Origin of the sequence: Bartonella sp. AP30XZML (assembly GCF_042195945.1) — a bacterium.
Lineage (GTDB): Bacteria > Pseudomonadota > Alphaproteobacteria > Rhizobiales > Rhizobiaceae > Bartonella.
Window position 1 is genome coordinate 42,928 of the sequence record NZ_JBHIPJ010000053.1, and the last position, 15,188, is coordinate 58,115.

The 15,188-nt window shown below is 41.0% G+C and carries 11 protein-coding genes; 10 read left to right on the plus strand and 1 reads right to left on the minus strand.

Going from position 1 to position 15,188, the window contains the following annotated elements; translation table 11 throughout:
• Positions 1-126 precede the first annotated feature (126 nt).
• The 9 genes from ACFIL2_RS03705 to ACFIL2_RS03745 all read left to right on the plus strand — a co-directional run bounded on the left by ACFIL2_RS03705 (position 127) and on the right by ACFIL2_RS03745 (position 11,846).
• Positions 127-330: a hypothetical protein gene (locus ACFIL2_RS03705; protein ID WP_375680180.1), complete on the plus strand. Its 204-nt coding sequence runs from the start codon at positions 127-129 to the stop codon at positions 328-330.
• A 370-nt stretch (positions 331-700) separates the two neighbouring features.
• On the plus strand, positions 701-2,908 hold the full coding sequence (locus tag ACFIL2_RS03710; protein ID WP_375680181.1) for a primosomal protein N': 2,208 nt from the start codon (positions 701-703) through the stop codon (positions 2,906-2,908).
• A 1,030-nt stretch (positions 2,909-3,938) separates the two neighbouring features.
• The gene (atpH, locus tag ACFIL2_RS03715; protein ID WP_375621019.1) at positions 3,939-4,520 is read left to right on the plus strand and encodes an ATP synthase F1 subunit delta; all 582 of its coding nucleotides are present in this window, start codon (positions 3,939-3,941) and stop codon (positions 4,518-4,520) included.
• A complete protein-coding gene (atpA, locus tag ACFIL2_RS03720) occupies positions 4,520-6,055 on the plus strand; it encodes a F0F1 ATP synthase subunit alpha (RefSeq protein WP_026500438.1) in 1,536 nt (511 codons plus the stop codon). Before atpH ends, atpA begins: the two co-directional genes overlap by 1 nt.
• Before the next feature lie 20 nt (positions 6,056-6,075).
• Entirely contained in the window at positions 6,076-6,987 is a 912-nt protein-coding gene (locus ACFIL2_RS03725; RefSeq protein ID WP_375628700.1) for a F0F1 ATP synthase subunit gamma, read from the plus strand.
• A gap of 19 nt (positions 6,988-7,006) precedes the next feature.
• Entirely contained in the window at positions 7,007-8,632 is a 1,626-nt protein-coding gene (gene atpD, locus ACFIL2_RS03730) for a F0F1 ATP synthase subunit beta (RefSeq protein ID WP_375633457.1), read from the plus strand.
• Positions 8,633-8,740: 108 nt separating this feature from the next.
• The gene (gene atpC / locus ACFIL2_RS03735) at positions 8,741-9,157 is read left to right on the plus strand and encodes an ATP synthase F1 subunit epsilon (RefSeq protein ID WP_375633456.1); all 417 of its coding nucleotides are present in this window, start codon (positions 8,741-8,743) and stop codon (positions 9,155-9,157) included.
• Positions 9,158-9,180: 23 nt separating this feature from the next.
• Positions 9,181-10,809 (plus strand): MFS transporter, encoded by a 1,629-nt coding sequence (locus ACFIL2_RS03740; RefSeq protein ID WP_375633455.1) that lies wholly within the window; start codon positions 9,181-9,183, stop codon positions 10,807-10,809.
• A 29-nt stretch (positions 10,810-10,838) separates the two neighbouring features.
• Positions 10,839-11,846 (plus strand): HlyD family secretion protein, encoded by a 1,008-nt coding sequence (locus ACFIL2_RS03745; RefSeq protein WP_375680182.1) that lies wholly within the window; start codon positions 10,839-10,841, stop codon positions 11,844-11,846.
• A 472-nt stretch (positions 11,847-12,318) separates the two neighbouring features.
• On the opposite strand, the gene ACFIL2_RS03750 is transcribed toward ACFIL2_RS03745, so the two are convergent.
• Complete coding sequence (locus ACFIL2_RS03750) at positions 12,319-12,603, minus strand: hypothetical protein (protein ID WP_375611728.1); 285 nt, start codon at positions 12,601-12,603, stop codon at positions 12,319-12,321.
• Between the two features lie 851 nt (positions 12,604-13,454).
• On the opposite strand from ACFIL2_RS03750, the gene ispG reads away from it, so the two are divergent.
• Complete coding sequence (ispG, locus tag ACFIL2_RS03755; RefSeq protein WP_375680183.1) at positions 13,455-14,696, plus strand: flavodoxin-dependent (E)-4-hydroxy-3-methylbut-2-enyl-diphosphate synthase; 1,242 nt, start codon at positions 13,455-13,457, stop codon at positions 14,694-14,696.
• The last annotated feature ends 492 nt before the right edge of the window (positions 14,697-15,188 follow it).

A 15,188-nucleotide genomic window follows, 5' to 3' on the forward strand; every position in this document is an offset into this window, starting at 1 on the left:
TTTACACATGAAGTGTTTTTTTATGGTCAATACATTGATTTATTCTGTGTTACCCATTCTTCAACAATACGCTTTTGTGCTACTTGTATTGTTGCTTGATTCTCAATCAAGCTGAAAGATGTACGCATGTGTTTCCACGTTTTGGCACAAAGCCAAGGTGAATATTGTAACGGTTCCATTTGCGATATTATTCTCCCTGTAATTAAAATCATGGGAGACTCTCTCATTAATAAGGATTTACAAATGTTCCTCGATGGGGTTGAAATGAGAAAAATTCATCGTATTGAGGGTTTTATTACAATAGGTAAAATGATGATTGTATCTTTATAAATCAGTTTGTTGAAGATAAATTGAGATATGAGGCGGTAAAAAATAAACGTGTGTGTTGGGAAGAAGTTACACTATGGGATAGCTTTGTTGAAGAGCGCACTTACAATATCATGTTGAATGCTTATAGTGATGAGCTTTATTTGCACAGAAGAATGGCGCTGTTTTTTTGCTATAGAGTTTTTTATTATAGACGATGAGATTGGTTCTTTTATTGGCACTTTGGTGATGAAATGAGTATTAAAAAGAATTTTTGTGAGAAAAATGTTGTGATAGGGGGGAGAGATTGAATCCTGCAATGAATTTTATAAGAGTGTTTAAAGATAAGGTGTAGACCTGTTGGTGCTCAAGAGGTCGTAGATTGGTTTAAAAGATGCATTCAAACGTGATAGAGGAAGAGATTGTATCTGTATTGGTTCCTCTTCCTGTTGCTCACGCTTATAGTTATAAAGTTCCCTCTTCTATGGAGGTGAACGTTGGTTCCTTTGTTCGGGTTCCGGTGATGGGGCGTGAGCTTTGCGGTTTTGTTGTGGATGTTGGAGAGAAGACAGCAGATGGGCAAAGGTCTGGTTTGGTGGCGCGTGAAAAATTACGCTCTCTGCTTCATGTTTTTGATTGCCCCCCATTAAAGGCAGAAATGATCACATTTTTGCGTTTTGTTAGTCGCTATACAATGGCGCCTTTTGGTCTTGTTGCACGATTGGTTTTGTCTGTACCAGCTGCTTTAGAGCCGGAAGCGCAGATGCTGGGTTTGCGATATTGTGGTGGAAATGTAGAACGTCTCACACCAGCGCGGTCACGGGTTTTGGAATTGGTGCGCAGTGAGAAGATATGGACACGTTCTGGTCTGGCACATGCGGCTGGAACTTCGGTTTCTGTTGTTGAAGGTTTAAAAGCGCTAGGAATTTTTGAAGATGTTAAGATTCCTGCTCCTGATCTTGTGGGCATGCCTGATCCTGATTTTTGTCCCCCTCAGTTGCAGGGAGCGCAAAATGAAGCAGCAACAATGTTGCGGGAAGGTGTTTTATCTTCTCAGTTTCAAGTTTTTTTGCTTGATGGTGTTACGGGATCAGGAAAGACAGAGGTTTATTTTGAAGCGGTCGCTCAAGCCTTCAAAGGGGGCAAGCAGGTTTTAATTTTATTGCCGGAAATTGCTTTAACACAGCAGTTTTTAGATCGTTTTTATGCACGCTTTGGAGCTGCGGCAGCAGAATGGCATTCTGATTTGACGCCACGTCGTAGAGAACGCGTTTGGCGGCAAGTTGCAGAAGGGCGGGTGCGTGTCGTTGCGGGGGCTCGTTCAGCGCTTTTTCTTCCCTTTCATGAGCTTGGCTTGATTGTTGTCGATGAAGAACATGATAGCGCTTATAAACAAGAAGAGCGCATTTTTTACCATGCGCGTGATATGGCTGTTGCACGGGGCTCTTTTGAGCGTTTTCCTGTTATCTTATCTTCAGCAACACCGTCGATTGAAAGCCAAGCCAATGTTTTAAGAGGGCGTTATCAAAAGGTACATTTACCTTCCCGTTTTAAAGAAGTAGCACTTCCACAGTTGCGGGTGGTTGATATGCGCCAAGGAGGGGTGCAAAAGGGGCGCTTTATTTCCTTTGCTCTTGAAAGGGCTTTAAAACAAACGCTTGATAAGGGCGAACAAGCTCTTCTTTTTCTTAATCGTCGTGGTTATGCACCTTTAACTTTATGCCGAATTTGCGGACATCGTTTTCATTGTACTGATTGTTCAAGTTGGTTGGTAGAACATCGTGCGCAAGGGCAACTGAAATGTCATCATTGTGGATATCATGAACCACTTCCTCAAGCCTGTCCTGAATGCGGGACATTAGATCATCTCGTAGCTTGTGGACCGGGTGTGGAAAGAATTGCAGAAGAAACACAAATGCTTTTTCCTCAAGCGCGATCATTGATCCTTTCAACGGATCTCAAAGGAGGGATTGGGCAGTTGCGAAGCGAATTACAAGCCATTGCCAATGGCGATGTGGACATTATTATTGGAACACAGTTGGTCGCTAAAGGACATCATTTTCCCAAGCTCTCTCTGGTTGGTGTTATTGATGCTGATCTTGGTCTTGCCAATGGCGATTTACGCGCAAGTGAACGTACCTATCAGCTGCTTTCTCAAGTTACCGGAAGAGCAGGGCGTGTGGGATTGAAAAGTTTAGGATTATTGCAAACTTATCAACCAGATCATCCGGTCATCAAAGCCTTACTTGCATGCCAGCCAGAAGATTTTTACACACGTGAGATTGCAGCACGTCAGCATTATCATTTGCCCCCCTATGGGCGGCTTGCCTCTTTGATTGTTTCTGCACAACAGCGCCAAGCAGCAGAACATTATGCGCGCGCATTGCGTCAGGCAGCGCCACGGGAAAAAAATATCTCGGTTATGGGACCAGCAGAAGCGCCTTTGGCTTTGGTTCGGGGGCGTTATCGTTTTCGGCTTTTGTTGCAGGGACAGCGTTCTTTTGATATACAAGGGTTTATACATGCAATGCTTAGCGGTACACCCAAAATGCCCAGTTCCGTTCGGGTTCAAATTGATATTGATCCGCAAAGTTTTTTCTAAAACCAGTATCGCATAAAGTAAAGATCTCTTTGCTTAAGGTGCTTTACTTGAACTCTTAGTATTATTCAGAATAAGCATCCAGGCAGCAAAATATGATATATGTACATTGCATTAAGTAGAGCCACGGGAAAAAATATCTTTGTGATAGAACTAGCAGAAGCGCCTCTCTTCTTCGAGGGCGCTATCATTTCGGCTTTTACTCCTTTTTTGTGTTAGGGACAGTATTCTTTTGATAGGCGGATTCTTTTTATAAGGGCTGAAAATGCTTAGCTGTACACCAAAAGTATCCAATTCTATTCGGGTTCAAATTAATATTGATCTATACTTCTTCTAAAATCAGTGCAATATAGTGCCATATAAAGTGAAGCTACGCGGGCTTAATGAAGGGCGTGATTTTGATAAAAAAATTTGAAAAGAGAGAATTTGTCGATATTTGAAGCTTATCCGGTATGAAAAATGATATATTATCATTATAAATCAATGTTTTGTATATTTAAATAGTGTGCTTACAAGAAAATATTACTTGGTGAAATTTTTTAAAAGGAGTGGGTATTTGAAGAAAAAAGATCAATGTTTTCTTTAATTTTTAGGAGGATATTCATTGTTTTTTTCTTTCTTATCAGTTTGAAATAATAGACTTTTTCAATCGCAGCTGCATCTCATTAAAGGTCTTGTGGTGATAAAGGGAGTGTTTTTTAGAGAAGAAGTGTTTTATTATGGTGGCAAGGGCATTTGAAGAAAAATCAAAGAGAGTGAAAAAATCGCTCAGAGAATGTCAAAAAGAGGCATAAAAAAACTGTGATGCCATCCTGTATATCTAAAAAAAATGCTTTTCAAAAATATTTTGAATATTTTATTAAAATTTTTAAAAAGCAGCGATTTGTGGTGTTGCGAGTCGGCTATGTCTATGCTAGAAACCAAGTGATTTTTGTTCTAGGTTTTAAGAAAAAGATTCTTAAGATTGAGAATGTCTGTTTCATTTCATCTGATAACTATCAGAGAGTCGCTCAAGGGAAAGAGGCGGTATTTCGTGTCGGATTCATTTTCTCTCATACCGCTGCCGTTGGTAGATCAACGCTATGCGCAAGCGCTTTTTGATTGCGTTCAAGAAGCTGGAAACGTTGAAAAGGTTGAAAAGGCAGTAGAGGATCTTTTGCTTGTTTTGGAGCATAAGGATTTAAAACGCTTTGTGCTTAGTCCATTCTTTTCAGTTAAAGAGCAAATTAAGGTGATGCAATCTGTTTGTGCAAACATCAAATTTGCTGATAAAAACGCAGGGCAGGTCATTGGTAATTTTTTACGCGTTATTGCAACAAACCGTAGGCTTAGTGCCGTATTTGGTATTTTACGTGCTTTCCAGCATTGTGTTGCACGCGCTCGTAGGCAGGTTACTGCGCAAATTGTTTCTGCGCGCCCCTTAAGTTCTCAACAAAGACAAGAGTTGTGTGAGGCTTTGGAAGGTGTTGTTGGAGGAAAAGTCTTGCTGCACATCATTGTGGATCCAACAATTCTTGGTGGATTAATCGTTCGTGTGGGGTCGTCTCAAATTGATACGTCTCTTCTCACAAAATTGTCTTCACTTAAGCTTGCATTGAAAAAAGAGGTCAGCTGATGGATATTAGACCATCTGAAATTTCAAAAATTCTAAAAGAGCAAATCAAAAACTTTGACCAAAAGGCTGAGGTTTCAGAAATTGGTTGGGTTCTCTCTGTAGGGGATGGTATTGCTCGCGTTTATGGTTTGGATAATGTCCAAGCAGGGGAAATGGTCGCTTTTCCAAACGGTGTGCGTGGTATGGCACTCAATTTGGAAGTTGATAATGTTGGTGTGGTCATTTTTGGCTCAGATCGTGATATTCGTGAAGGTGATTGTGTAAAGCGGTTAGGCGCTATCGTCGATGTTCCTGTGGGCCCCGCTTTGCTGGGACGTGTGGTTGATGCGTTGGGAAACCCTATCGATGGGAAGGGTCCCATTAAAGCAACGGAGCGTCGTCGTGTTGATGTTAAGGCGCCAGGGATTATTCCGCGTCAGTCAGTGCATGAACCGATGTCGACCGGATTGAAAGCGATTGACGCACTTATTCCTATTGGACGGGGGCAGCGTGAATTGGTGATTGGTGATCGCCAAACAGGAAAAACAGCAATTTTGCTCGATACATTTTTAAATCAAAAACCTTTTCATGAAAAAGGGGCTGGACGAGAGCAAGACAAAGTTTATTGTATTTATGTGGCTATCGGTCAAAAACGTTCGACGGTGGCACAATTCGTTAAAGTTTTAGAAGAACGTGGAGCGCTGGAATATTCTATTATTGTTGCAGCGACCGCTTCTGATCCAGCACCACTGCAATTTATTGCACCTCTTGCTGGGTGTGCTATGGGTGAGTATTTCCGTGATAATGGGCAACATGCTTTGATTGGTTATGATGACTTGTCAAAACAGGCGGTGGCGTATCGTCAAATGTCTCTTTTATTGCGTCGTCCTCCAGGTCGTGAAGCTTATCCGGGAGATGTTTTCTATCTTCATTCGCGTCTTTTAGAGCGGGCTGCGAAGTTGAATGCGGAAAATGGATCTGGGTCATTGACAGCTTTGCCGGTTATTGAAACGCAAGCAAATGATGTTTCTGCCTATATTCCTACAAATGTGATTTCGATTACTGATGGGCAAATTTTTCTAGAGACTAATTTATTTTATCAAGGAATTCGTCCTGCTGTAAATGTTGGTCTTTCTGTGTCGCGTGTTGGTTCTGCCGCACAAATTAAAGCGATGAAGCAAGTTGCTGGCTCGATTAAAGGTGAATTGGCGCAATATCGTGAAATGGCAGCTTTTGCGCAGTTTGGCTCTGATTTGGATGCGTCAACTCAGCGTCTGTTAAATCGGGGTGCGCGCTTGACAGAGCTGTTGAAGCAGCCGCAATTTTCTCCACTCAAAACAGAAGAACAGGTGGTGGTTATTTTCGCGGGTGTGAATGGCTATCTTGATGCTTTGGCGGTTTCTGATGTTGCGCGGTTTGAGCAGGGACTTTTGGTGCTTTTGCGTAGTGATTATCAAGATCTCTTAAAGGCAATTGCTGAGCAAAAGCAAATAACAGATGAGCTGAAAGATAAGTTGATAACTGTTCTTAATACTTATGCGAAAAATTTCTCGTGATGAATTGATGGAATGCTTGAATGGCTTCACTAAAAGATCTTAGAGACCGTATCGCTTCGGTTAAAGCAACACAAAAGATTACCAAAGCTATGCAAATGGTTGCAGCGGCAAGGTTGCATCGTGCTCAAGAGGCAGCGCAGTCTGCACGCCCTTATGCGAAGAGAATGGCTGATATTTTGACCAGTGTTGCTGCTGATGTAGATGGTGTTGATGCGCCTACTCTTATGCGTGGTACGGGGCGCGATGATGTGCATCTTTTGGTGGTGTGTACTGCTGAGCGCGGTTTGTGTGGTGCTTTTAACGTGCAAATTGCTCGTCGTGCACGTGAACAGATTAAGGCATTGTTGGCGGCTGATAAAATAGTAAAAATTATCACTGTGGGTAAAAAAGGCGCGGATATTTTATCGCGTGATTACAAAGGCTTGATAATTGATCATATCGATTTGCATGCTGTAAAGCGAATTGGTTTTGCAGAGGCAGTGATGATTAGTCAACGGATTGTTGATTTATTCAATGAAGGTGCTTTTGATGTTTGTACGCTGTTTTATTCTGAATTTGTTTCCGTAATTAATCAGCGTCCAACAGCTTTGGATTTGATTCCAATGGTTGCTCCAAAAGCAGCTGTTGGGGCAATAGATATTGTGGAGCAAACCGATCATAACAAAGGTTCACAATCGATTGTTTATGAATATGAACCTGATGCTGCGTCTCTTTTAGAGGCTCTTGTACCACGTAATCTTTCGGTGCAAATCTTTCGGGCTTTGCTAGAAAATGTTGCTGGTGAAATGGGCGCCAAGATGACAGCTATGGATAATGCATCGCGCAATGCGGGTGAAATGATTAGTAAATTGACGGTGGCTTATAATCGTCAACGTCAAGCACAGATTACGACAGAATTGATCGAAATTATTGCGGGCGCTGAAGCGCTTTAAATGGAGAAGGTAAGGATTGATGGTAAAAGCAGTAACCTCAAGCAAAGGAACAGAAAAAGGTGAAAAAAAGAAACCAGCTGCTCGTTCCGGCGTGAAAAAAGCCGCTTCGAAATCTCAAGTGGATGTAAAGGCTTCCTCTGTACCTGCGCGTGATGCAGCTAAAGATACACCTGTAAAAAAAGATACATCCGCAAAAAAAGAAGAGCATGCAAAAGGCGCTGTTGGTGAAATCAAGCAGATTATTGGTGCTGTCGTTGATGTGCAATTTGAAGGTGAATTGCCAAATATTCTCAACGCTTTGGAAACAGAGAATTTAGGCAATCGCTTGGTATTAGAAGTTGCGCAGCATTTGGGTGAAAATACCGTGCGTACGATTGCTATGGATACGACTGATGGTTTGATGCGGGGCCAAAAGGTTGTGGATACAGGCACACAAATTAGCGTTCCTGTAGGAGAAGCAACGTTGGGACGTATTATGAATGTGATTGGGGAACCGGTGGATAATGTGGGACCAATCGCTTCAACCAAAACACGTTCTATTCACCAAGAGGCACCTGAATATGTTGAGCAATCGACTGTTTCGGAAATTCTCGTAACCGGTATTAAAGTCGTGGATTTGTTAGCCCCTTATTCTAAAGGGGGTAAAATTGGCTTGTTTGGTGGTGCTGGTGTTGGAAAAACCGTTCTCATTATGGAGCTTATAAACAATATTGCAAAGGCACATGGTGGCTATTCTGTATTTGCTGGTGTGGGAGAACGTACACGTGAAGGAAATGATCTTTATTATGAAATGATCGAAAGCCGCGTGAATGTGAATCCAAAAGAGAATAATGGTTCAACGGAAGGGTCAAAGTGTGCCCTTGTTTACGGGCAAATGAATGAACCACCAGGAGCGCGTGCGCGTGTGGCTCTTTCAGGATTGACAATTGCGGAAAGTTTCCGTGATGAAGGACAAGATGTTCTCTTCTTTGTGGATAATATTTTCCGTTTTACGCAAGCAGGAGCTGAGGTATCTGCTCTTTTAGGGCGTATTCCTTCTGCTGTTGGGTATCAGCCTACCTTGGCAACGGATATGGGGGCGTTGCAAGAACGTATTACCAGTACAAAAACAGGCTCTATTACTTCCGTTCAGGCAATTTATGTTCCGGCAGATGACTTGACGGATCCGGCGCCGGCAGCATCTTTTGCTCATTTGGATGCAACAACTGTTCTTTCGCGCTCTATTGCGGAAAAGGGGATTTATCCAGCGGTTGATCCGCTTGACTCTTTCTCGCGTATGTTGGATCCATTGATTGTGGGGGAAGAGCATTACACTGTTGCTTGTCAAGTGCAAACCATTTTACAACGTTATAGAGCGCTTCAGGATATTATTGCTATTCTTGGAATGGATGAACTTTCTGAAGATGACAAATTGCTGGTGGGGCGGGCGCGTAAAATTGAACGTTTCCTTTCGCAACCTTTCCATGTTGCGGAAGCCTTTACTGGTTCGCCGGGGAAACTCGTTCCTTTGGAAGATACAATCAAAGGCTTTAAGGGGCTTTGTGCTGGCGATTACGATGATTTGCCAGAAGCTGCTTTTTATATGGTTGGTTCGATTGATGAAGCACTTGAAAAAGGAAAGCGTCTCATGGCAGAGGCTTCTTAGTAAGAAGCTTCTTATTCAAGAGAAAACTGTCATGGGTATTTTTCGTTAAAAAGGACGAGTCGTTGGAGAAAACGGAGAGTCCTTATATCGGGTATTGTGGAGACTTTTGTGGAAAACAATAGAGAAGAGCATTTTTTATTTGAGCTTGTATCGCCTGAAAAAATTGTGTTTTCAGAGCAGGTAGTGTCTGTTGTTCTTCCTTCAGCCTCAGGTTATTTGACAGTTATGGCGCATCATGCGCCATTGGTAGCAAGTATTGTGTTGGGCAGTGTTCGTGTTCGCACCTCTTTGGGTGAAAAATTATTTGTTGTATGCGGGGGCGTTGCAAATATTACCTTTTCAGGTTGCTCTTTATTGGTAGAGCACGTTGTGGCTGTAGAGAATCTTTCTTTTGATGTATTAGAACAGCAGATTTTGCAGATTCAAGCGACGTTAGAAGGAGGGACAAGTGATGAGGACAATCATAAAATAGAGGCTTTTTTTCAGCAGTTGTCAGCTGATGGTGTTGTGTTGATAGAAGCGTAGCAGAGTATACAGGAAAAGATGACATGAGCGGAAAAAAGAGTACGGTTGTGTCTGCTAAAAGGAGTGCAAAACCTTTTCCTCATCCTGGTCGTGTCTTTGCGGGACCTTTGCCAAAGTGCTTTGTTTATATTTTTGCTTCTCTTATTTTGCAATGGGCTTATGGTTTAGGGGCTAATATTGTTCAGTCTAACATTGTCCATCTTACGGGTGATTTTCATGCAACTTTGGCCGAGACGACATGGCTGGTAGCGGCTTATATGGCGCCAAATGTGAGTGTAGCGATTATGTTGATCAAAATCCGCTATCAATTTGGGCTGCGCGCTTTTGCTGAACTGTCAATCCTTGGCTTTGTTTTGGTTTGTGTGTTGCAGCTCTTTGTTACGGATTTGCGTTCTGCGCTAATTATTCGCTTTTTTGCTGGGATTGCTGCTGCGCCTTTGGCTTCGCTTGCGCTGCTTTATATGATGGAGGCTTTTGCTCCAGCAAAGAAGTTTACTGTTGCTCTGAGTTTGAATTATATGAATGCAGCTTTAGCAGCACCTTTATCACGTTTGATTTCTCCTGATTTGCTGGAAAATGGTGGTTTTTCCAGCCTTTCCGCTCTGGAAATGGGGTTGGTTCTTATCAGCTTGGTCTGTATCTATACTTTACCTCTTACTCCTGTTGTGCGTAGTAAGGTTATTCAAAAATTAGATTGGATAAGCTATGGTTTGATTGCTCTTGGTCTTGGATTAAATGCTGTGATCATGTCTGTTGGTGTATTGTATTGGTGGTATGAAGCGCCATGGATTGGTTGGGGGCTCGCACTTGCTATTTTCTCTTTGGCTGTTGCTATTATTATTGAGCTTAATAGAGAAAAACCGTTGATTGATCTCCGTTGGATTTTCAGTAAAGAAATGATACAATCTGTTTTTATTTTATTGATTTTTCATGTTTTTTTGTTGGAGCGATCCAATTTGCCCGTCGGTTTTTTTAATCTTTTTGGTTTGCTCAATCGTGAAATGGCGCCCATGTATCTTGCGGTGACATTAGGGATTCTGTTAGGGGGGGCTGTTTGTGTCTTTTTTTTACGGGCGGGGCGTGAAGATTATTTTTATTTGTTATCTTTGGGTTGTTTGGCACTTGGCGCTTATTTAGATAGTCGTGTCAATCATTTAACGCGTCCGCAAGATATGATGTTGAGCCAAGGATTGGTGAGTTTTAGTTATGCACTTTTTTTGCCTCCTGCTCTTTTCAAAGGGTTTGTGATTGCTGGTGAGCGAGGGCCGCGTTATGTTTTGAGTTTTATTGCTGTTTTTTTGCTAACGCAAGTGACAGGGGGATTGATGGGATCGGCTTTTTTTGGCACTCTACAGTTTTATTTTGCTCATAAGAACTTTGAGTCTTTAACACAAAATATTGTTGTGACGGATCCGCTTATTTCTGGTGAGATAAATACTTTATTTTCGCCTTCTTATGGTGCTTCTGTTCCCCATGGCTTTGGAAGTGAGCAGGCGACTTCTCTGTTGATAGAGAAATTTAAGTTAACAGCAAATATTTTTGCTTATGATGACGTTTTTCGGCTTTATTTTTATATTTCAATGGCTGTATTCGTTGTTTTTCTTGTTACAATGGTTGTTAAGTCATGCTCTTTGCGTGCGTTAGAAAAGTAGAGTGATGTTATAGAAGAGGGGTGCAAAAAATGATAAAAGCATTACGGTCAAAAGCTACGATTGTTGCATTCCTATCGGGCATTACGGGTGTTTTGCTAATTTTGTGGGCTTGGAGACTTCCTCCTTTTGTAAATAACATTCAAATAACGGATAATGCTTCCATTAAGGGTAATGTTACTCTGGTGAGTTCACAGATCTCTGGGGTGATTGCACGGATTTATGTGCAAGATTATCAACGTGTTGAAAAAGGAATGCTGCTCTTTGAGCTTGATGATTCTCTTTTTCGTCAGCAGCTTGCACGGGCACAGGCTGTTCTCGATTCAAAAAATGCAAAACTGGCAAGTATTGAATTGCAAGCTCAGATTTTACAGGGAGAAGTTAATGTTGCAGAAGCGGAATTAGCGCGTTCACGAGCATTCTCTAATGTTGTTTCTGATAGTAAAAAGTTAGGCTTTGGTGATGCGGCAGTTTCTGTTTCTCGCCCTCTTTCACAACTCTTGGCAGCCCTAGAAACAAAACGACAATTGCAAAAACAATTAAATCTTGAACGGCAAAGTTTACAGTCAGAAGTTTCGGGAGCGAAGGTGAGTGTTGAGTTGGCAAAACTTAATCTCGATCATACAAAGATTTTATCTCCTAGAACAGGCTATGTTGGATTGGTTGGCGCTAGGGTAGGGCAATATGTTATGCCGGGGACACAATTGGTCTCTGTTATTTCTGATGATATTTGGATTATTGCTAATTATAAGGAAACGCAACTTTCTCAGATGCGTGTGGGACAACCGGTTGTTTTTTCTGTTGATGCATTGAACAACAAAAAGTTAACAGGGCGTGTGGTTCGTTTTGCACCTGCTACAGGCTCAGAATTTTCATTGTTAAAAACGGATACGACAATTGGTAATTTTATCAAAATTGCGCAACGTATTTCAGTACGGATTGCTTTAGATCCTGGGCAGGAAGGGATTGAAAAACTCATTCCTGGCATGTCCGTGGTTACCTATGTAGATACTTCGCAGCGAGTCGATTCTGGAGGATGAAATTTTGGGTTTTTTCAGTTTAATTTTTGCGTCATTTACTTATAGCAAGTGGTTGTTTACGTTGGAAGATTTCGTTTGGTTTGCTATACTACATGTTTTAAAGCTCTTAGGCTTCTTATACTTTTATGTCATGATGTAAAATAATGTTCCTTAGAATATTAAAGCGCATGCATCTTTACTCATTTCCATTTCTTTTGAACTAACTCAGTAGGGGGATGGAGTATTGGAAGCTTTGCCTGTGGTTTTGCACAACACTGTCCTTTGAGGTGTGGTGTCACCGCATGTTTGGAAGATGGGGGTAGGGGGATGCCAGATAAAAAACTGGATTATAGACTGCTCGGATAGGTGGGAAACTTATCCTGTTGGGAGAAGGCATAAAGTTAGGAGGAAGACGTAAAGTTTATATTTTGTAAACCATAAAAAATGCCCGCTTTGAGTCGGGCATTAAAAGGGAAGGTTATTGGTTGTGTTATTAATTTTTACGGATCAGCAAGAAGCTTACTAAAACGACTCCTGCTGCTAATGCGAGGGTTTTTTTAGGATTTTCTTTCGCTTTTTTCTTTAATTCTGTAGCATGTTCGTTGAGGTGATAAAGTGCGTGACGGCCTTTTTGTTTCCATGTATTAAACAGCTCAGAAATGTTTTCAAAGCTATCATTTTGAAAACTCCAATGATTTACGGGGACCAGCTCTCTTTTTAATTGTGCTATACGTTTTTTAATTTTAGCATTTTTTCTATGGGGTGAAAATAGACACATTTATTGACTCCTTCATGTGTTAAATTGTTGTGTGACAGTTGGAATTGTGTTTGGGGTTTTGCTATAACGGCTTGAAAATTGAAAGGTTGCATTGATAATGCCGTGCGTGGGTGAGATGAGAGTTAAGAGTTTGGGTTTAATGAGGCATTTCTTAATGTACTCGAGTTCATTTCGTGATGGTGTTTGTTAAGGATGTAAGGTAAAAATTTTTACAAAATGGTGTAAGATTCATTCATAAAAATGGTGGGCGATGTCTTCATTTTTTTGTTTGTTTAAAGTGTTGGGATAGCTTTTGGCACTTGAAATAGTTTATAAGGAGTTTTTATCTACCTATTCTCTTGTGGCTGTAGGGAGTGGTATTGATTGATTCAATTAAGAAGATTTAAAATGATGAAATCTTATGATATTTGGGTTTTCCATTCAAATTTGTAAAAAATAGATTATTATAAATCAATATGTTGGATTAATTTGGTGATGTCTTTCATGCATTTTTAAAAATGGCGCTTTGATGGGTGTTATTTGTTGTGTTGTAAAACACTGTTTTGTGATGACATTGATGTCAGGTATCGGCATGCAACTTAAAAATACAGTATTGTCTCTGTTTTGTTTCAGTTTCTTTTTGAAGCAACCAAGTGTAGAAGTATAAACTTGAACAGAAGTAGTAGAACTTATCCGGTACGTCTATAGAATGAATACACCTATGAGTTGTATTGCATCAGTGTTAGTAGGTCGAACCTTTTGAGAGCAATCTGTTAAGATTGGTGGGCGGTGTAATTTTCGTCCTTTGAAGCGCGGAGGAAATCAATGTAAATAATGATTGATAGCGCAGGTTTTAAAAATTTGAGGACTTGATGAGTACGACCTATTTTTTATCTAAACCACTTGAGCGTCGTCGATCTGTTGGTGTTGCTGTTGGTGATGTGATCATTGGGGGGCAGAGCCCGATAGTTGTACAGTCGATGACCAATACAGATACCGCTGATGTTGATGCAACTGTTTCTCAAGTAGCTGCTCTTTGGCAAGCTGGCTCACAATTGGTTCGAATTACTGTTGATCGCGATGAAGCGGCGGCGGCTGTACCAAAAATACGGGAGCGATTGGAGAGGTTAGGATTTTTTGTACCATTGGTTGGGGATTTTCATTATATTGGTCATAAGCTTTTATTTGAGCATCCTGCGTGTGCTGAAGCGCTTGCAAAATATCGCATCAATCCTGGAAATGTTGGTTTTGGTGCAAAAAAAGATCGTCAATTTGCAGAAATTATTGAGATTGCTTGTCGGTATCATAAACCTATTCGCATTGGCGTGAATTGGGGCTCTCTTGATAATGCGTTGTTAACACGGCTTATGAATGAAAATGCACAGCAAGAAAATCCTTTATCGGTTGCTGAAGTGATGCGGGAAACAGTTGTGCAGTCGGCTTTGCTTTCGGCTACTTTAGCAGAAGAGTTAGGGTTGGGGCGTGATAAAATTATTCTTTCTGCTAAAGTGAGTGATGTCCAAGATCTTATTGCTGTTTATACCACCTTGGCGGCGCGTTGTGATTATGCTCTTCATTTGGGATTAACGGAAGCTGGGATGGGAACAAAGGGCATTGTTGCTTCTTCGGTGGCTTTGGGTATTTTATTACAGCAAGGGATTGGCGATACGATACGAATTTCCTTAACACCAAAACCTGGTGGTGATCGGACACGAGAAGTAAAGGTGGGGCAAGAACTTTTGCAAGTGATGGGTTTTCGGCAATTTTTGCCTGTTGTTGCGGCTTGTCCTGGTTGTGGGCGCACAACCTCAACGGTCTTTCAACAATTGGCGCAAAAAATTGAAGCAGATTTATACAAAAATATGCCTGTTTGGCGTAAAAAATACCCTGGCGTTGAAAGTTTGAAGGTTGCTGTGATGGGATGTATCGTCAATGGACCGGGGGAATCAAAGCATGCGGATATTGGAATATCTTTGCCTGGAGTGGGGGAAAGTCCTGCGGCACCTGTTTTTATTGAGGGACAAAAGGTAAAAACTTTGCGGGGTGATCACATTGCTGAAGAATTTGAAGCACTTTTGAGTGATTATATTCATACACGTTTTGGGCAAGGTTGAGGTAAAAATCGCATAAGGTTGAAGTAAAAATGGTGTGTCGTTTTTTTTAACAAGCTGTCTTCAATGTGAAGATGGCGCTGTTGTATGCTGCTGCTTTAGCTATGGTCAATACTGTTGTTGGTTGCTTATTATTTTAGGTAAAACCAGATGATATGCCTGTTTTAGAATCAGAAGCTTATGAAAGATATTAATGAGTTTGAGTGTGTTAAGACTATTAAGCAAAACGATATGAATACTTTAATAGATCCGTAAATGTTGTTGCTGGTTTTTTGGCTGCTCTTGAGACAGTAAAATATTTAACGGATTCTTCAAATATCAAATTATAGAAAGAACATTGTTTATTGATTTTTCAGGCATTTTCCCAGCATTTTTTGGGGTATCAAATTGATAGGATTGGAAATCCTTATAGCGATTATAGTCCTATTTGTCGTAAAATGTAAGCTTTTATATTGATATAAAATGATGTATACGGGTGCCTTTTTTGGCGTTATT